Annotated in this window: 13 protein-coding genes; 2 read left to right on the top strand and 11 right to left on the bottom strand. The window is 63.1% G+C overall.

Features of this window, described 5'->3' with window-relative positions; all coding sequences use genetic code 11:
• Positions 1-253 precede the first annotated feature (253 nt).
• Positions 254-1,504: an outer membrane protein transport protein gene (locus V6657_RS00515; protein ID WP_048933212.1), complete on the top strand. Its 1,251-nt coding sequence runs from the start codon at positions 254-256 to the stop codon at positions 1,502-1,504.
• 361 nt (positions 1,505-1,865) lie between these two features.
• On the opposite strand, the gene V6657_RS00520 is transcribed toward V6657_RS00515, so the two are convergent.
• The 5 genes from V6657_RS00520 to V6657_RS00540 all read right to left on the bottom strand — a co-directional run bounded on the left by V6657_RS00520 (position 1,866) and on the right by V6657_RS00540 (position 7,921).
• The gene (locus V6657_RS00520) at positions 1,866-2,222 is read right to left on the bottom strand and encodes a DUF427 domain-containing protein (protein WP_048933213.1); all 357 of its coding nucleotides are present in this window, start codon (positions 2,220-2,222) and stop codon (positions 1,866-1,868) included.
• A gap of 119 nt (positions 2,223-2,341) precedes the next feature.
• Positions 2,342-3,544, bottom strand: coding sequence for an ammonium transporter (locus V6657_RS00525; protein ID WP_048933214.1), 1,203 nt, complete (start codon positions 3,542-3,544; stop codon positions 2,342-2,344).
• A gap of 243 nt (positions 3,545-3,787) precedes the next feature.
• Positions 3,788-4,813, bottom strand: coding sequence for a hypothetical protein (locus tag V6657_RS00530; protein ID WP_048933215.1), 1,026 nt, complete (start codon positions 4,811-4,813; stop codon positions 3,788-3,790).
• 179 nt (positions 4,814-4,992) lie between these two features.
• Positions 4,993-5,493: a sn-glycerol-3-phosphate transporter gene (locus V6657_RS00535; RefSeq protein ID WP_137884678.1), complete on the bottom strand. Its 501-nt coding sequence runs from the start codon at positions 5,491-5,493 to the stop codon at positions 4,993-4,995.
• Between the two features lie 295 nt (positions 5,494-5,788).
• Positions 5,789-7,921, bottom strand: coding sequence for an acyltransferase family protein (locus tag V6657_RS00540; protein ID WP_082170151.1), 2,133 nt, complete (start codon positions 7,919-7,921; stop codon positions 5,789-5,791).
• Between the two features lie 275 nt (positions 7,922-8,196).
• On the opposite strand from V6657_RS00540, the gene icmF reads away from it, so the two are divergent.
• On the top strand, positions 8,197-11,496 hold the full coding sequence (gene icmF / locus V6657_RS00545) for a fused isobutyryl-CoA mutase/GTPase IcmF (RefSeq protein WP_048933218.1): 3,300 nt from the start codon (positions 8,197-8,199) through the stop codon (positions 11,494-11,496).
• Between the two features lie 15 nt (positions 11,497-11,511).
• Here the strand turns inward: icmF and V6657_RS00550 are convergent, their stop codons facing one another.
• The 6 genes from V6657_RS00550 to V6657_RS00575 all read right to left on the bottom strand — a co-directional run bounded on the left by V6657_RS00550 (position 11,512) and on the right by V6657_RS00575 (position 17,654).
• The gene (locus V6657_RS00550) at positions 11,512-12,228 is read right to left on the bottom strand and encodes an aspartate/glutamate racemase family protein (RefSeq protein WP_048933341.1); all 717 of its coding nucleotides are present in this window, start codon (positions 12,226-12,228) and stop codon (positions 11,512-11,514) included.
• Positions 12,229-12,244: 16 nt separating this feature from the next.
• The gene (locus V6657_RS00555; RefSeq protein ID WP_048933219.1) at positions 12,245-13,141 is read right to left on the bottom strand and encodes an ABC transporter permease; all 897 of its coding nucleotides are present in this window, start codon (positions 13,139-13,141) and stop codon (positions 12,245-12,247) included.
• 1 nt (position 13,142) lies between these two features.
• Positions 13,143-14,051, bottom strand: coding sequence for an ABC transporter permease (locus V6657_RS00560; RefSeq protein ID WP_048933342.1), 909 nt, complete (start codon positions 14,049-14,051; stop codon positions 13,143-13,145).
• Positions 14,052-14,067: 16 nt separating this feature from the next.
• Positions 14,068-15,333 carry an extracellular solute-binding protein gene (locus V6657_RS00565; RefSeq protein WP_048933220.1) on the bottom strand — a complete coding sequence of 422 codons (1,266 nt, stop codon included), beginning with the start codon at positions 15,331-15,333 and terminating at the stop codon, positions 14,068-14,070.
• 77 nt (positions 15,334-15,410) lie between these two features.
• Complete coding sequence (locus V6657_RS00570) at positions 15,411-16,439, bottom strand: ABC transporter ATP-binding protein (RefSeq protein WP_048933221.1); 1,029 nt, start codon at positions 16,437-16,439, stop codon at positions 15,411-15,413.
• Between the two features lie 147 nt (positions 16,440-16,586).
• A complete protein-coding gene (locus V6657_RS00575; RefSeq protein ID WP_048933222.1) occupies positions 16,587-17,654 on the bottom strand; it encodes a porin in 1,068 nt (355 codons plus the stop codon).
• Positions 17,655-17,928: the final 274 nt, after the last annotated feature.

The raw sequence follows: 17,928 nt of genomic DNA on the forward strand, positions 1-17,928 counted from the left end.
GTAGCGTACTCCTTTATTCGCTTCTCGACCGCTGACCAACTCAGGGGGGAGGCCACCTCCGGCGCCAACTGGAGGCATCGGTCAGATATGCCGCCGACCACGGATTGGCGTTGCGCAACTCGCTGAACATGCGAGACCAGGACGTACACGCGTCTTCGTCATAACCTTTGAGGAAAAGGTTCGTTCGTTGCGCCAGTCGCGATGGCTACTCTGTGTCCCCATTACCTATATCAATCGGTCTTCGGGGGAGCATATGAGTTTGCGGAGGATCGCTCGCGCGTTGCTGGCTGTCACACTGACAACGCCAGCCGTTGCGTGGGCCACGAACGGCTATTTTTCCAACGGCTATGGGATTTCTTCCCAAGGCATGGCGGGCGTGGGCATCGGCTTGCCACAAGATTCGCTGGCTGCAGCGGCCAACCCTGCCGGCATCGCTTTTGTGGGCAACCGCGTCGATGGCGACATCAGCCTTTTCTTCCCCAAGCGGGGGACAGACGTCACGGGTAACGGCTTTGGTGTCAATGGTCACTACGATGGCAACAACCGTTCGGTCTTTGCGATTCCGGAGTTCGGCGTCACTTACCGGGTTCTTCCGGATATCTATGCAGGCTTAGCGCTTTATGCAAACGGCGGGCTCGATACCGGCTACGCGAACAACCCGTATAGAGCGTTCGGTGCCACTGGATCTGCTGGGGTCGACCTGGCACAGGTGTTTCTCTCGCCGACGATTGCCTACAAGCTGTTAGATCGGCACGCATTTGGCTTGGGTCTGAACTTCGCGTATCAGCGCTTCACAGCGAGCGGTCTCCAGCCGTTTGCCCGCATGTCGGTCGCACCAGACAACGTCACTGACAAGGGGGCCGACTCGACGGTAGGGGTCGGCGTGCACCTCGGTTACACCGGCCAGATCACACCTGCTCTCACCATTGGCGTGACGTGGGCGTCGAAGATTCACGGCCGCTTTGACAAATACCGAGGTCTTTTTGCGGATGGTGGATCTTTCGATATTCCCGAGAACTTTGGTGTTGGCATTTCGTATAAGGTGACGCCCGCCTGGACCGTGGCTGCCGATTTCCAGAGGATCTTGTACGGCGATGTGAATTCAATCGCCAATCCTCTCGCCAATCTGTTCGCGGGAAATCCGCTCGGTTCTGCAAACGGCCCGGGTTTCGGTTGGCGCAATACGAACGTGATAAAGGTCGGCACCAGCTACGAATTCAACAGCCATCTGACGCTGCGCGCCGGCTACAGTCATTCGACCCAGCCTGTGGCATCCACCGAGACGTTTCTGAATATCCTGGCGCCGGGTGTTGTGCAAGATCAAGCAACGATCGGTGCCACCTGGATGACCGACAGCAAGACTTCAATCAGCGTGTTCTACGGGCACGCGTTCAGAAAGACGGTCAACGGCGCGAACTCCATTCCGGCAGCATTCGGGGGCGGCAACGCCAATGTCCGCCTGGCCGAGGATACTGCCGGCGTGTCCATTGGCAAGCAGTTCTAAAGCGCTCCGGTCAATGGACACATCTGCAGTCAGTGCTCGCCCGGAAACAGTAACGTGGTGATGCTGCGGTCGGCTTTCTTGCGACTTGCACTCGCGTTCTTGCGCATGGTCTAGGCGGGTTTGCAATGTCGGCGTACTGGGCTTTCGAACCGACGGCAGGGAGTCTGTACCGGTGTCAAATTCACCAAACGACCGTGATCGGGCGAGGGCCGTACCGGCGCCTGCCCAAAAAAATACCCGGCCACAGGTGACTCCCGCGCCGGGCTCAGAACTTTCACGGATGAGGATCCGTGAGAAGAGGAACGAGCACATCCTGCGCTGTGCGCGTGACACCGGCGTGTCAACGCCCAACGCGCAATGCTCACGCCTCGGTAATGGTCACGATGTTCGGATAGAACGCGAGCATGCCGGCCACGGCTTCGGCTGCCGGAATGGGGTGCTCGTACGTCCAGACCGCATTGGTGGCGCGTTCGTCGCCGGCCACGATGGTGTAGTAAGACGCCTGCCCCTTGTACGGGCATTGGGTGTGATGCTGGGTCCGCTCCAGCAGGTTCATCCGCACGTCGTCGCGCGGGATGTACAGCACGGGCGGGAGCGAGCGCTCACGCAGCGTGCGCGCGGCGCGCGTGTCGGCGATGGTGTGGCCGTTGAACGTGACCGTGACGCGACGCGGATTGGCTTCAACAATGATGGGGGATGCGAGTGCGGTATCGGGCATGCGGTGCTCCTGCGTCGAAGGATGCGGCCCCGCTGGTGCGGGGCGCTCTCTCACTCTAGTGGAAGACCGCCTTCCGTGTTGGCCCGTGCCGGATATTGCCGGCACGCCATCCGCCGGTGTTACCAGTGCGTCTCGCTCTCTGGTGTGGACGACACGCGGTGGATGGCCAGGTCGGCCCCCATGAACTCGGCCTCGCGATCCAGCCGCAGGCCCACCAGCTTGCGCAGCACGCCGTACACCACCGTGCCGCCAATCAGCGCGATCACGATGCCGCCCGCGGTGCCCGCCACCTGCGCCCAGAACGACACGCCGCCCAGGCCACCCAGCGCCTTCAGCCCGAAGATGCCGGCTGCAATCCCGCCCCACGCACCGCACAGCCCGTGCAGCGGCCACACGCCGAGCACGTCGTCGATGCGCCAGACGTTCTGCACGCGTGTGAACATCCACACGAACAGCACGCCAGCGATACCACCGGTGGCAAGTGCGCCCAGCGGATGCATCACGTCAGACCCTGCGCACACCGCCACGAGACCTGCCAACGGGCCGTTGTACGAGAAGCCCGGGTCGTTCTTGCCTATCCACCACGCGGTGAGCGTGCCGCCCACCATGGCCATCAGCGAGTTGATGGCGACCAGCCCGCTCATCTTGTCCAGCGTCTGTGCGCTCATCACGTTGAAACCGAACCAGCCCACCGCCAGCACCCACGCACCGGCCGCCAGGAACGGGATGTTCGAGGGAGGATGTGCGGCGATGCGGCCGTCGTCCTTGTAGCGGCCATGGCGCGCGCCCAGCAGCAGCACCGCCGGCAGCGCAATCCAGCCGCCCACCGCGTGCACCACCACCGAGCCGGCAAAGTCGTGGAATTCCGCGCCCGTCGTGGTCTGCAGCCAGTGCTGGATGCCGAAGCGCTGGTTCCAGGCAATGCCTTCGAAGAACGGGTAGACGAAGCCCACCAGCACGAAGGTCGCCGCCAGTTGCGGCTCGAAGCGCGAGCGCTCGGCAATGCCGCCCGAGATGATGGCCGGGATGGCCGCCGCGAACGTCAGCAGGAAGAAGAACTTCACCAGCTCGTAGCCGTTTTGCTGCGCGAGCACATCGGCGCCGGTGAAGAAGTTGACGCCATACGCCACGGAATAGCCGATGAAGAAATACGCGATGGTCGACACGGCAAAGTCGACCAGGATCTTGACCAACGCATTGACCTGGTTCTTCTTGCGGACGGTGCCCAGCTCAAGGAACGCGAAGCCGGCATGCATGGCCAGCACCATGATCGCGCCCAGCAGGATGAAGAGCGCGTCGCCCCCGGTTTTGATGGTGTTCATTATGGTTGTCGTGCGGGTTGGGACCAGCGCCGTTCAAGTGCAGGATGCCCTTAAATGACGCAAAAGCCGCCGACAGATGCAAAAGTTGTTCCAACTCTGTGCAGAAGCGCGAATTGGCGCACCACGGCCGTGCGCTCGCCCAGTGAGTCCGAACGCGGCCCAACTTGAGCCCGCTTTCGGTGCGTTTCTGCCTTGATTTGGTGCGAATGGTCCGCGATGTGCGCGCGGATGGTGCGCGTGCCGTCAGGATTTGGGCACGGACACGGCGAAGGAGGTGGCCACAGCCGTCCAGAGCGGCTCGTAGCGCTGCCGCAGGACACCGGCCTGTTCAGGTGAGGCGGCGGGGGATTGCATGTGCAGCATCACCAGTGCGCCATCGGTCGGGACGATATAGACGCGACCGATGAACGTGTTGCTCGTGGCGCGCGGCGCGTGCGGGCCGGGGGCATCGCCGATGTAGCTGGCCCAGATGCCGGGGCGCCCGCCGAATGACTGTGTGCCCCAGCCTGTCATCCGGCAGGGCAGCGCCACGGCCTGCCGGATGGCATCGCGCATCCAGCGGGGCTCGCGGCTGTCAGGCACAGCTTCGGGCTCGCCTTCCGTGGGGCGCACGATCAGCTCGATGCGCGACAGCCCTGCGCCGCCCTGGTTGGCCCAGGCGCCAATCGCCACGCGCGCCGGATCAGGTCTGCGCGGCGGCGTGGGTGGCACGCGCTCCCAGGAAAACGGCAAGCGCAGCGCCACGTTCGCGCCATTGGCGTTCGGCCAGTCAGAGAGCGTGATGCTTTGCGTGAAGCGGCTGCTCAATTCCTCGGCGGGCCGGTCGTCGTAGACCACCGCAAGCAACGTCTGCAGCGTCGGGCGGTCCTGGCTGCCCTGGGCGCGGTCCGTTACGCGCTGGGCCAGGGCGTGGGCGGTTTGCGGGGTCTGCGTGGAGATCGCCACGCTGGGTTGGTGCAGGTCGAGCGCCCGCTCGATCAACAGTTGGCGCTCATCATCCGTCAGCGGAATCCCGGCGATCAGGCGGCGTGTGCGTGCCAGCGCTTGCGGGAAGGTGTTGTCAAACTGGTTGCGCGCGCGGATCAGCTCTTCGCGCTGGCCGGGGAACCGCTGGATGGCGCGGTCCAGCGCCTGCGTTTGCGCGGTCAGAAAGCCAAGCACGCTGATCAGCCCGGGGATGGCGCCAGGCGTGTAGTCCCACGCCAGCGCATGGCCGGAGCACGCCAGCATGGCGGTCAGACACCAGCGCATCGTTGCGCGGCTTGGCATTCGAATATCCCCCTGTGGCCGGACCCGTTTCCGACCAAAGTCCGACTCTAGCGATATGTATGGATTGTGCGCAAGACGGGGCTTGCCCCAAGGAAGGAGGGGGGGCGTTGTGTTCTTCGTGCACGGATTGCGCACGCCCACGCTGACGCGGTTTGCGCAAATAAGCGCGGCGCAGCGACCTACTTGAACGAGTAGCCCACCGTCACCATGAAGCCGCTGGTCCAGAAGAACTGAACCTCAGTGCGAATCTGGCCATATTTGTAGCCCAGCGTCGGCAGGATTCCAGGCGAGAAGCCCTTGTAGTTGAGGGGTACCTTGTTCTGGTACTCGCCCTTGTAGCCGTGCAGGATGCCGCCGGTCAGCTTGCCGTAGAAGTTGGTATTGCCCAGGTTCCACAGGTAGCCGCCATACACCAGTTGAGAAGGCTGGCCGAACGAGTTCTGGAACGCCGCCGCGCCCACCAGCCAGCCGTTGTCACGGCGCCATTCAACACCCAGCAGCGGGGAGTACTTGATGTAGTGGTCGTCCCGGCTGTAGTGCATGTTGTAGATGCTGGCCTGGACGGAGATTTCGTCGCCGGGTTCAAAGATGTCGGCAAAGGCGGGCGATGCGCCGAACAGGAGCGCCACACCGGTGGCAATACCGCGAAGCTTGGTGACTAAAGAAGAAGAGAGTGCCATACGACGTCAACACGTCCGAGCCCAAGGCTCGCCCGGCCCTTGCTTGGGGCCCAACGTGATTTCCCGTGAAGTTTTGTGTGACGGGAATGTTGGGCGAAGCGGCCTGAGGTTTCCGTCGGATTAGTCCGAAAGGCGGCCTGGAGGTGGCTAGGATTGGTCCGAAAACAAGAGCCGGCTGATCAGGTGCCCGTCGCACCAGGACGGTGGACGTTTAACCCACATCGGTGAGCAACAAGGCGCGCTTCGTGATGGCGGCCTCGCTGTTTCACGGGTATGACACGGGTGCTGGGCGGTCCTAGTGAGGTTGGCTACCCTCTGGCCGGTACGAACAATTCCGCCCCACGCTGCAGAAAATTTCCGCTAGCTCATTGGGGTGTCGGGCTTGATAAGCGCGGTAGTAGGAGACGCTGCCGCCGAATCCGAGGTGGCCAACGTCGTTGTGCTTATACAGATCGATGCCGTCAAGCACGGTTGTGCACCGCTCGCCGTCGCAGGGTACGTAGTATGTGTGAATGACTTTGACCTCAGGGAAGGCGTTCGTGATCTTTGCGAACAACGCCTCGGTCGATTGATGCATGTCCTTCGCATACGAGGCGGGATAGGAACAGTCACCGTTCGGCAAGCTAATCCCGTATAGGCGATTCGCCCCACAGTTTTCGAGTTCGGGCGGGGCCCCTGGAATGTCATCAACAAGAACGACGCGCTTCCCAGCGGCATGCAGCTTGGCGACGGTATCTTCAAGATAGTGGTCGCCTGGCATGAAACCATGGAGAGTCGGTTGAACGTGGTCTCCCGTGGCTTGGTTGATGTAGTTTGGCCACACAGCCGACATGATGACCACCGTGATGTCAGGGTGCGATAGCACATGGTCCATGACCAAACGGTTGTGCTTGAGACAGTTCTCTCGCTGTGTTTGATGGAAGGGGGTGCCCGCGCGAGCGGGGCCATCGCTCATAGGGGGGCACATCGTGTGGGTGACATCATGAATGGAGAGCCCATAGTCTCTCCCCAGGCTGTCCATGAAACTGATCAGGTGATACGCGTGGGAGTCACCCCAGAAAATTGCATGCGTAGCCGCTTGCGGATCTCCCACGGTGCAGTCTTCCGGTGAGGTGATCTCGACCTTGTTCCAGCATTTCTGGGATCGCTCGCCATCAAAAATGGACCGGCCCGTCAGTTCGAAGGTTTGACGCAGGGGCGCCGGGTATAGCGCCTCGAAGTTGTTCGTCCATTTGGAGGCGAGGGTCAGTGCCCCAAGCAAGGCCGCTGGCGCAAGGAGCAGGAGCAACAAGCTTTTCAGCTTGGACCATCGAGCATGCCTAACGCGTTGTTCCACCAAATGGTGCGTCGGCACAGCAATGGCGAAACACAGCGCAATTCCGCCAACAACCCATGCGTTAGACGTCAGATGGAATTTGCGGAGAGCGAAGAATACTGGCCAGTGCCACAGGTAGAGGGTGTATGACAGCTTTCCCCAATAGACCATCACCGGATTTGTAAGGACTGGGCCCAGGATGGCCGCCCGAGAACCGAACGCAATGACCAGCATTGCCCCCAGGCACGGCAGCAACGCATACATGCCGGGCATGGGGGTGTTTGATGTGAATTCAACTGCGCATGCAACGACAATCGCGAGGCCCAGGAGCAACAAGCCATCGTGGTAAAGCCGTGGTTTCACCTCCTGCCAGCGCGTGGGCAGGCAGGCCAGCAGGACGCCGGCTAAGAACTCGAATGCCCGGGTTTGAATCTGGAAATAGGATCTTGGCAAGAAATGCGAAACGGCATACTGCGAGTACGCGAGAGACAGTATGAAGAGGGCGCACATCACACCAAACAGGGCTGCCGGCTTGAGCCTCCTGAGTCCAATCAGCAGTAGCGGGAACATCAGGTAGAACTGCTCCTCCACTGACAGGGACCAGGTGTGCAGGAAAGGTAGTTGATTGGCCGTCGGATCAAAGTATCCAGTCTTGCGAGCTAGGAAGATGTTTGAAGACAGAATGGCAATGAACAGCCCGTTCTTCAGGGTATCGAAGCTCTCTGCGGGGAACTGGTAGAGCAGACAGAACGCAAGCGTCGCGCCGACCATGCAATACAGCGCTGGCGCGAGCCGACGTACCCGCCTTGCGTAGAAATCACCAAGAGAGAAGATTCCCGCCACTTGGTCGCGCCGGATCGAGTTTGTGACCACGAAACCTGAGATCACAAAGAAGACATCGACTCCGATATAGCCGCCAGCGAAGCCTGCAATCTGTGCATGGCTCAGAATCACAGCGAGTACGGCGATTGCTCGCAGACCGTCAATATCTGGGCGGTAGTAGCTGGACTTCTTTGGCGAGACGGCTTGTTGCGGAGAGGCTAGGGACTCGGATTCTGGCGCACCCGAGCCAAGCCTGGGCATTGTTCTTTCTGCGGGGCTGCCAACTGCCATGATTTTCGTATTTCCAGCGCGGATGCATGCCGATGGTAGCGATAGAGCGACTGACGCGAACCTCAGCCCCCGGCAATCTATGCCACTGGTTTATTTTGATGAAAAGTGGACGGTATATAGAAAAGGCAGGTTGTTTGCAAGCTGCTATCACAGGGGGAGTTGATGTTTACGTCAACCCCGAAAATACTGTCTATTCGATCTTCCGACCGGCATGCCGCGCCCTGTGCGGCCCACAACACATCCAACGCCGGCGCCCACTCAACGAAGGTGGAGACATGACCGATCTTTCCGCTGCCCGCGCGGCCGATCCCACGCCCGTCAGCGAACCTGCCCCGGTGCGCAACAAGGTGCGCTTCGTGACGGCCGCCTCGCTGTTCGACGGGCACGACGCGTCGATCAACATCATGCGGCGCATCCTGCAGTCGATGGGCTGCGAGGTGATCCACCTCGGGCATAACCGCGCGGTGGACGAGGTGGTCAACGCCGCGCTGCAGGAAGACGTGCAGGGCATTGCCGTGTCGAGCTACCAGGGTGGCCACGTCGAATACTTCAAGTACATGATCGACGCGCTGCGCGCGCGCGGCGGTGAGCACATCCAGGTGTTCGGCGGCGGCGGCGGGGTGATCGTGCCCACCGAGATCCGTGAGCTGCAGGACTACGGCGTGGCGCGCATCTACAGCCCAGAAGACGGCCAGCGCATGGGCCTGGCCGGCATGATTGCCGACATGGTGCGGCGCTGCGATATCGACCTCTCCACTTATGCGCCGACCACGCTGGAGCCGATCGTCAACGGCGATCGCCGTGCACTCGCGCAACTGATTACAGCGTTGGAATCGCGCCGCGTCGATCCGGCATTGCGTCAAGCCGTGCACGAGCGCGCCGCTGTGACGCATACGCCGGTGCTCGGCATCACGGGCACGGGCGGTGCCGGTAAATCGTCGCTGACCGATGAGCTGATCCGCCGCTTCCGGCTCGATCAGCAAGACCGGCTGCGCATCGCTGTCATCTCGATTGACCCATCGCGGCGCAAGTCGGGTGGCGCGTTGCTGGGCGATCGCATCCGCATGAACGCGATCAACCATCCGAATATCTTCGTGCGCTCGTTGGCCACGCGCGAGGCGAGCAGCGAGATTTCCGAGGCGCTGCCCGACGCGATTGCCGCCTGCCGCGCGGCGGGCTTCGACCTCATCATCGTGGAGACCTCCGGCATCGGCCAGGGCGATGCGGCCATCGTGCCGCACGTCGACCTGTCGCTGTACGTGATGACGCCCGAGTTTGGCGCCGCCAGCCAGTTGGAAAAGATCGACATGCTGGACTTTGCCGACCTGGTGGCGATCAACAAGTTCGACCGCAAGGGCGCGCAGGACGCATGGCGCGATGTCGCCAAGCAGGTGCAGCGCAACCGCGAGCAATGGCACGCCCGGCCCGAAGACATGCCGGTGTTCGGCACGCAGGCCTCGCACTTCAACGACGATGGCGTGACGGCGCTGTATCACGCGCTGGCCGACCGGCTGACGGACGGGCTGGCTGAGCGCGGTATGGCGCTGAACGATCGCACGTTGCCGCGCCCAGCGGGAAAATGCTCGACCAGCCATGACGCCATCGTGCCGCCTGCGCGCGTGCGCTATCTGGCGGAACTGGCCGATACGGTGCGCGGCTATCACCGCCGCGTGCAGATGCAAAGCTGCCTCGCGCGCGAGCGTCAGCAGTTGCAGGCCAGCCGGCTCATGCTGGAACGCGCAGGTGCGAGCGTGCAGACGCTCTCCGCGCTCGATAAGCAAGCCGCCGAGCGCGATGCGCAACTCGGTGCCACCGAACGCAAGCTGCTCGCCATGTGGCCGGACCTGCGCCGCGCGTATTCCGGCGAAGAGTACGTCGTCAAAATCCGCGACAAGGAAATCCGCACCGCGCTCACGCACACCACGCTCTCCGGCACCGTCATCCGCAAGGTCGTGCTACCGCCCTACGAAGACGACGGCGAAGTGCTGCGCTGGCTGATGCGCGAGAACGTGCCCGGATCGTTCCCCTATACCGCCGGCGTGTTCGCCTTCAAACGCGAGAACGAAGACCCCACGCGCATGTTCGCGGGCGAGGGCGATGCCTTCCGCACAAACCGCCGCTTCAAGCTCGTCTCCGAGGGTATGGAGGCCAAGCGGCTATCCACCGCGTTCGACTCGGTCACGCTGTACGGCGAAGACCCGGCCGTGCGCCCCGACATCTACGGCAAGGTCGGCAATTCGGGCGTGTCGATCGCCACGCTCGACGACATGGAGGTGTTGTACGACGGCTTTGATCTGACCAGCCCGAATACGTCGGTCTCCATGACAATCAACGGCCCTGCGCCGACGATCCTGGCAATGTTCATGAACACCGCCATCGACCAGAACCTTGCCAAATTCCGCGACGACAACCAGCGCGAGCCGACGGCCGATGAGGAGGCGAAGATCCGCGCATGGGTGCTGCAGAACGTGCGCGGCACGGTGCAGGCGGACATCCTCAAGGAGGATCAGGGGCAGAACACCTGCATCTTCTCGACGGAGTTTTCGCTCAAGGTGATGGGCGACATCCAGGAATATTTTGTGCACCAGCAGGTGCGCAATTTCTACTCGGTGTCGATCTCGGGGTACCACATTGCCGAGGCCGGGGCGAACCCGATTTCGCAACTCGCATTCACGCTCGCCAACGGCTTTACGTATGTCGAGGCCTACCTTGCGCGTGGCATGCACATCGATGACTTTGCGCCCAACCTGTCGTTCTTCTTCTCCAACGGCATGGACCCGGAATACAACGTGCTCGGCCGCGTGGCCCGACGCATCTGGGCGGTGACGATGCGCGACAAGTACGGTGCGAACGAGCGCAGCCAAAAGCTGAAGTACCACGTGCAGACGTCGGGCCGATCCCTGCACGCTCAGGAGATTGCCTTCAACGACATCCGCACGACGCTGCAGGCGCTCATCGCCATCTACGACAACTGCAACAGCCTGCACACGAATGCCTACGACGAGGCCATCACCACGCCCACGGCGGAATCGGTGCGGCGCGCGCTGGCCATCCAGCTCATCATCAACCGCGAGTGGGGGCTGGCCAAGTGCGAGAACCCGAACCAGGGCAGCTTCATCATCGACGAGCTGACCGACCTGGTGGAAGAGGCCGTGCTGCAGGAGTTCGAGCGCATTGCCGAGCGCGGTGGCGTGCTGGGTGCAATGGAGACTGGTTACCAGCGCGGCAAGATTCAGGAAGAGTCGATGCTGTATGAGCAGCGCAAGCACGATGGCTCGCTGCCGATCATTGGGGTGAACACGTTCCGCAATCCGGAGGCGGAAAACGTGGTGCCGCCGCATATTGAACTGGCGCGCTCAAGCGAGGAGGAGAAGCAGAGTCAGCTTGCTCGCTTGCAGGATTTCCATGCGCGGCATGCGGGGGAGGCGCCCGCCATGTTGCAACGGTTACAGCGCGCTGCGATTGAGGATCAGAACGTGTTTGCGGTGCTGATGGAGGCGGTGCGCGTCTGCTCGCTCGGCCAGATCACGCATGCGCTGTTTGAGGTGGGCGGGCAGTACCGTCGCAACATGTAGCTGCGTTGTGTGAGCTCACGCCTGCATGGCGTGCGCGACCCACGCCGGTAGCGCACCATGCCCCCCGCGCGGTGCATCCCACACCTGGCGCGCCGCAGCTGTCACGCTATCGATAAGCGGTACGGGCACGTAGGGCTGCAGGCGTTGCGCCATGCCCGCCAGCCCGGCACCACCCAGCACGATGGCATCCACCGGCTGGCGGCGCAGCACCGTTGTACACGCGCCCAGCAGGATCTGCTCCGCTGCGTCTGGCGCCGCATACAGCGCTGCGCCGTCGAGTTCCACGGTATGGATGTCGCGCACGGTGTGGCCGTGTTCCAGCGTTGGGAGCAAGCGCTCCAGAATCGGCCCCCATGCATGTCCACCCGTCACGACCGCGCAAGTGCCGTGCGTGGCCGCTTCCATCAGCGCAGCTTCCGCGAGGCCGGTGACGGGGCAGGGCGCCACCTCGCGCAGCGCGAAGAGCCCCGGGTCGCCAAAGCAGCCGATGATGGCGGCGTCGGGTGGACGCTGCAGCGCTGTCGTCCACGCGTCGAGCGCCGCATGCGCGGCCACCGCGTAGCCGACTTCGGTGGCGATATACGGCGCACCAAAACGGGCGGTGACGGATTCCACAACCACATCGCTCGGCAACGCGGCTTGCACGAAGCGGGCAAGCGTCTGCGTGAGTGCGGCCGTGGTGTTCGGGTTGATCAGCAACAGTCGGCGCTGGCCGGCCGATTCAGGAGCCATGGTCATTCGCGTGGGTTCAGTCAACGCGTCCTGCGCTCTGGCGACGGCGCAGCCGCACGATGGCGAGCATCGTCAGCCCCATCACTACGAACGACACCACGGTGGTGAGCGTGCCCAGCGCGTAGATGGCCGGCGTGGTGACGGTGGTGGTCAGCCCCTGCAGTTCGAGCGGCAGCGTGTTGACATCGCCAATGGCCTGCGAGGTGCGTGCGATTTCATCCCAGCTGAGCGTGAAGCCGAACGTGCCCACGCCGATGAGCGATGGCGCGATCAACGGCAACACCACGTGGCGGAAGGTCTGCCACGGCGTGGCCCCCAGGTCGCGCGCGGCTTCCTCGTAGGCGGGGTTGAAGCGGTTGAAGACGGCGAACATGATGAGCAGGCCGAAGGGCAGCGTCCATGTCAGATGCGCGCCGAGCGCAGATGTCCACAGCCCGAGCGAGGAGCCGAAGCTGTCGGCCTGCTCTCCCAGCCCGAAGGCGGTGAGCAGCGCCTTGATGCCGGTATCGACCAACCGGAACTGCAGGCCGATGCCGAGCGACACCACGATCGACGGCATGATCAGGCTCGCCACCGTCACGTAGAACAGCGCACCGCCGCCGCGCAGCCGCTTGCGAAACGCCAATGCCGCCAGCAGCGAGAGCCCCATGGTCAGCGCCATCACCACGGCACCGAGCGCCAGTGAACGCCGGAATGCCGCGCCGATGTCGACCACGCCGAGCCCCTCCGCAAGCTGCCGATACCAATGCAGCGACAGCCCGTTCATCGGAAACGTCAGCCCACCCTCCGGCCCCTGGAAGCTAAGCGCGAAGATCGTCAGCATGGGGCCGTAGAGAAACAGCACGAACAGCGCGAAGAGACACGCCAGTGGCCAGAAGCCAGGGGCGCGTGGTTCACGAAAACGTGGGCGCATGTCAGAGCTCCTTGCGGATGTCGACCACGCGGGTCAGGCCCCAGATGATCATCAGCACCGTCAGCAGCAGCACGACGGCGTTGGCGGCCGCCAGGGGAAACTGCAGGTAGGACGTCTGCACCTGGATCATCTTGCCGACCGACGCAATCTGCTGGCCGCCCATCACCCCCACGGTGACGAAGTCGCCCATCACGATGGTCAGGATGAAGATGGAGCCGATCAGGATGCCGCTGCGTGAGAGCGGCACGATCACGTGCCACAGCGTTTGCCACGCACTGGCGCCGGCGTCGCGCGCGGCTTCGAGCAGGGCGCGATCAATGCGCATCATCGAATTGAAGATCGGCACGATCATGAACATGGTGTAGAGGTGCACGTAGGCCAGCAGCACCGAGAAGTTGGAATACAGCAGCCAGTCCTGCGGCTGGTTGATGAGGTGCATGGCCTGCAGCGTCTGGTTGACGAGGCCGTTGCGGCCCAGCAGCGGGATCCAGGAGATCATGCGGATCACGTTGGAGGTCCAGAATGGCACCGTGCAGATCACGAACAGCAGTGTCTGCACCGCAGCCGATCGCACGTGAAACGCCAGGAAATACGCCAGCGCAAAACCCAGCACCAGCGTGAGCGCCCAGGTGCCGAGCGCAAAGCGCAGCGTCGACAGATACGTCGACGCCGTCACGCACAAGTCACCGTATTCATTGAGATGGCTGCAGCCTTCCCACAGCTTGGCGTAGTTGCGCAAGGTGAAGGTTGGCAGCAGCGCGTACTCGTTAAAATCCCAGAAGCTGACCATCGCGACCAGCCCCAGCGGGATGAGAAAGAACACGACGAACACCGCCGCAAACGGCAGCGCCTGCAGGCCCGGACGCAAGGTACCGGCAGCGGTCGGAGTGGGCGGTGTGGTGGGCGTCATGACGATGGTGGGGCGATCAGGCAGCGACAAACTCGTTCCACTTGCGGACCATGTACTCGTTCTCGTCCATGACCGCGTTCCAGCAGGCGATGCCGCCCATGCGCTGTTCGTAGCTGCCGCCATCGCGCACGCTGCCGGCCTTGGCCAGCACGTCACCGTGGGGGCTCTTGATGTCCTTCGCGGCGGGTTTGCCTTCCATCCAGTACGCCCACTCGTATGGCGCCATCTTGGCCTTGGCCGTTTCCAGCACGGCGCTGTAGTAGCCCTGGCGGTTCAGGTACGCACCGGCCCAGCCGTCGAGGAACCAGTTGATGAATTCGTACGCCGCATCCAGCTTCTTGCCCGACACCGTCTTCGGAATGCCAAAGCCGGCTGCCCACGCGCGATAGCCTTCCTTGAGCGGCTGGAACGTGCAGTCGATGCCCTTGCTGCGCACGGCCGTCACCGCCGGGCTCCACATCGACTGGATCACCACCTCGCCCGAGGCCATCAGGTTCACACTTTCGTTGAAGTCCTTCCACAGCGCGCGGAACTGGCCGGCCTTCTTGGCTTCGATCAGCGTCTTGATGGTGAGGTCGATCTCGGCGCGGGTCATGTTGCCCTTGTCGGCGTACTTGTGGATGCCCTTGGCCTCCACCACCATCGCCGCGTCCATGATGCCGATCGACGGAATGTTCAGGATCGACGCGCGGCCCTTGAATTCCGGGTTCAGCAGCTCGGCCCACGAGCTGATCGGGCGCTTGATGAGGTCGGGGCGGATGCCCAGCGTGTCGGCGTTGTACACGGTCGGGATCAACGTCATGAACTGCGTAGGCGACGCGGAAAACGTGGTTGCATTCGCGCCCGGCAGGTACATCACCTTCTTCGGCGCGGTGCCCTGGTCGCCCACCTTCTTGCCGGCCACTTCGCCCTTGGTGAACAGCGACGTGATCTTGTCGGCGTTCTTGATGCGGCGCGCATCGATGCCCAGCAGGTTGCCGGTCGGCACGATCTTCTTGAGCGAGAAGTACTCGGTGTCGATCAGGTCGAAGCTGCTCGGCGCGGTCACGGCGCGCTTGGTCACCTCATCGGTGGTGACGGCCACATACTGGATGCGGATGCCGGTGTCGGCTTCAAATTTCTCGGCGATGGCCTTGTCCTGGTTGACCGCCGTGCCGAGGTAGCGCAGCGTCGGTTTTTCCTGCGCGAGGACGACTGGCGCCACGCCGGTGGCCAGAATGGCGGCCATGCCCTTGAGTGCGGTGCGGCGGCCGGCCTTGAAGTCGATGGAATCGTCAGACATGAAGCAACCCCTGATAGGAAGGTGAAGGCATCGCCTGAAGCCGTCAGGCTGCGGATTGGAATGGTTGAGACCGGGTGTCAGGCTGCGGGCAGGCGATGTGCCTGCGCGGCATCCCACGAAGCCCAGATCGGCTGATGCAGCGTCAGGTGGGGGATGGCGCTGTCGCTTTCGGGCAGGCTCACGGTCAGGCGTTGCGAGGGCGCCAGCGTGACGCCCTCCATCCCCACCAGAACGTGCGTGCCCTGGTATTCGATGTCGCAGATGCGGCCCCGCACGCGTGGCCGATCTCCGGCTGTGGATTCATCGGCATGCAATGCCATGCGGTCGATGCGTACGGCCACTGGCCCATCCGCGTCTTCCAGCAGGTTGTGTCCGCCGATGAAGGTGGCGACAAACGCGCTGGCCGGCTGGTTGTAGACCTCGCGCGGGCTGCCGGCCTGTTCGATGCGGCCCTGGTTCATGACCACCATCTGATCGGCCAGCGCCATCGCTTCTTCCTGCGAGTGCGTGACGTGCACGAAGGTCAGGCCCAGCTCCTGCTGCCAGCGCCGCAGCTCGGCGCGCATCTGCGTGCGCAGGAATGGGTCGAGCGCGGAGAGCGGCTCATCGAGCAGCAGCACGCGCGGCTCCATGATCAGCGCGCGTGCCAGCGCCACGCGTTGCTGCTGGCCGCCCGACAACTCGCCTGGCCGACGCTGCGCCAGGTGCCCCATGGCCACCCGCTCCAGCAGGGCCTGCGCGCGTTTGCGCCGTTCACCCGCACTGATGCCGCGCATCTTCAGGCTAAAGGCCACGTTGTCGAGCGCGCTCAGGTGCGGAAACAGCGCGTAGCTCTGGAACATCATGGCCGTGCCGCGTGCGGCTGCCGGCAGGTTGGTGATGTTGCGGTGGCCCAGCAGGATGTCGCCGTCGCTCACGTGCTCGTGGCCGGCAATCATGCGCAGCGTGGACGATTTGCCGCAGCCCGATGGCCCAAGCAGGCAACAGTAGCTGCCGGCCGGCACGCGCAGGTTGATGGCGTCGACGGCCACAGCGTCGTGTGCGTAACGCTTGGTCAGCGCAACGAGTTCGAGGGAGTCGGTGGGGGCGGTGGGTGCGCGGGTCATGTCGGGGTGGTGCAATAGGTGTGCCTGTCTGCGCGTGGCCATTTCGCCGCGCGCACGCGTGGCATGCGTCGTTCTGGTGCGTGCCGTCGCATCGGAGGGCAACCGCGCCACATACCGGGGCACGTGGCGTGGTGGCTTGCGCGTGGGTCAGAAGGTGTGGCGCACGCCCAGCGCGACCGACGTCTGGCTCGTCCCCGCCACACCGCCGCCGATGGCGCCCGACGTGGTGTTGACCAGCGCTTCCGTCGCGCTTGACGAGTTCTTCAGGTACGCCACGTTGGCGACCAGCGTCGTACGCTTCGACAGGCTGTACAGCCCCAGCAGGCGATAGACCATCGAGCTGTTCGACAGCGTCGAGTTACGGCGATACAGCACGTCGGCCGAGCCGGTAAAGGCCGTGGTGAAGGCGTAATCGACGCCGCCTTCCACTGCGTAGGCCTTGCGTGCCGACATGCTCGGGATCGACTGGAATGCCCCCGTGCCGCCCACATCCGCCCGCGCTGCGCCCAGCCGCAGCTTGGCCGCGCCAAACGTGTAGCTGCCGCCCACGGTGAAGAGCTTGTAGAGCGAGCCTGTGCCGCTGCCATCGCGCTCCTGGTCGTAGCTGGCGGCCAGGTACACCGGGCCACCGCTATAGCGTGCCGCCAGGTTGAACAGCGAGCCTTGCGACAGCGAGCCTGCCGTTTCGCCAAAGCCGTACATCGCGCCAAACTGCGCGCCGCCTAGCGTGGGCGATACGTACTTCACCGTGTTGTTGTACAGCTCGCTCACGGCGTCGAACTCGCTGAACTTGAAGATTGAGCCCGAGTTGTAGCCGCCCTTGAAGACGCTGCCCACCAGCCAGTCGTCGTTGAAGTTCCATTGCTTGCCGGCGGTGAGCGTGCCGGATGCCGACGTCAGCCCGACATACGAATTGCGCGAGAACAGCGTGCCGTTGGACGACATGCGCCCGTTGCTCGGGTTGAAACCGGCCTGCAGGTTGAACAGCGCGCTCACGCCGCCGCCCAGGTCTTCCTTGCCGCTCAGGCCAAAGTTAGACACGCCGAGGATGCTGTCCGACACGCCGGTCAGACTTTGCGAGCCGTTGCCGGCATGGTTGGTCCAGCTCACGCCGGTATCGATCACGCCCGACAGCGTGACGCTGGATTGCGCAGCGGCCACGCCAGACAGCCCGAATGCCAGGGCGGCAACGCCCAGCTTGATAGTGGTGCTCATGACAGGTGATTCCCCTCAAAGAATTGGCGCGACCGCCTTTGCAAGGTCAGTGGCCGCTCCCGGCATTGCGTTTTATGTTGAGTACAAGCTTCGTTTGGATTGTGCACAATCACGCTTGTCACTATGCAGTAACCGTGCCAAGCAAAATCGCGGGGTTTCGCTTGCTTCTGGTGCAAAAACACTAGGGGGCGGGGGATTTTTCTTGAGGGTGTCGCACCAACGTTGGCCGAATTGGCCTCAGGTTTGTGCACAATCCAATCATGGTTTGCTCGAT

This window comes from Ralstonia sp. RRA, from assembly GCF_037023145.1.
Taxonomy (GTDB): Bacteria; Pseudomonadota; Gammaproteobacteria; order Burkholderiales; family Burkholderiaceae; genus Ralstonia.

Excerpts from the sequence above, each read along its gene's own strand:
- V6657_RS00515 (WP_048933212.1), top strand. The coding sequence starts at position 254 with ATGAGTTTGCGGAGGATCGCTCGCGCGTTGCTGGCTGTCACACTGACA.
- V6657_RS00520 (WP_048933213.1), bottom strand. The coding sequence starts at position 2,222 with ATGCCCGATACCGCACTCGCATCCCCCATCATTGTTGAAGCCAATCCG.
- V6657_RS00525 (WP_048933214.1), bottom strand. The coding sequence starts at position 3,544 with ATGAACACCATCAAAACCGGGGGCGACGCGCTCTTCATCCTGCTGGGC.
- V6657_RS00530 (WP_048933215.1), bottom strand. The coding sequence starts at position 4,813 with ATGCCAAGCCGCGCAACGATGCGCTGGTGTCTGACCGCCATGCTGGCG.
- V6657_RS00535 (WP_137884678.1), bottom strand. The coding sequence starts at position 5,493 with ATGGCACTCTCTTCTTCTTTAGTCACCAAGCTTCGCGGTATTGCCACC.
- V6657_RS00540 (WP_082170151.1), bottom strand. The coding sequence starts at position 7,921 with ATGGCAGTTGGCAGCCCCGCAGAAAGAACAATGCCCAGGCTTGGCTCG.
- icmF (WP_048933218.1), top strand. The coding sequence starts at position 8,197 with ATGACCGATCTTTCCGCTGCCCGCGCGGCCGATCCCACGCCCGTCAGC.
- V6657_RS00550 (WP_048933341.1), bottom strand. The coding sequence starts at position 12,228 with ATGGCTCCTGAATCGGCCGGCCAGCGCCGACTGTTGCTGATCAACCCG.
- V6657_RS00555 (WP_048933219.1), bottom strand. The coding sequence starts at position 13,141 with ATGCGCCCACGTTTTCGTGAACCACGCGCCCCTGGCTTCTGGCCACTG.
- V6657_RS00560 (WP_048933342.1), bottom strand. The coding sequence starts at position 14,051 with ATGACGCCCACCACACCGCCCACTCCGACCGCTGCCGGTACCTTGCGT.
- V6657_RS00565 (WP_048933220.1), bottom strand. The coding sequence starts at position 15,333 with ATGTCTGACGATTCCATCGACTTCAAGGCCGGCCGCCGCACCGCACTC.
- V6657_RS00570 (WP_048933221.1), bottom strand. The coding sequence starts at position 16,439 with ATGACCCGCGCACCCACCGCCCCCACCGACTCCCTCGAACTCGTTGCG.
- V6657_RS00575 (WP_048933222.1), bottom strand. The coding sequence starts at position 17,654 with ATGAGCACCACTATCAAGCTGGGCGTTGCCGCCCTGGCATTCGGGCTG.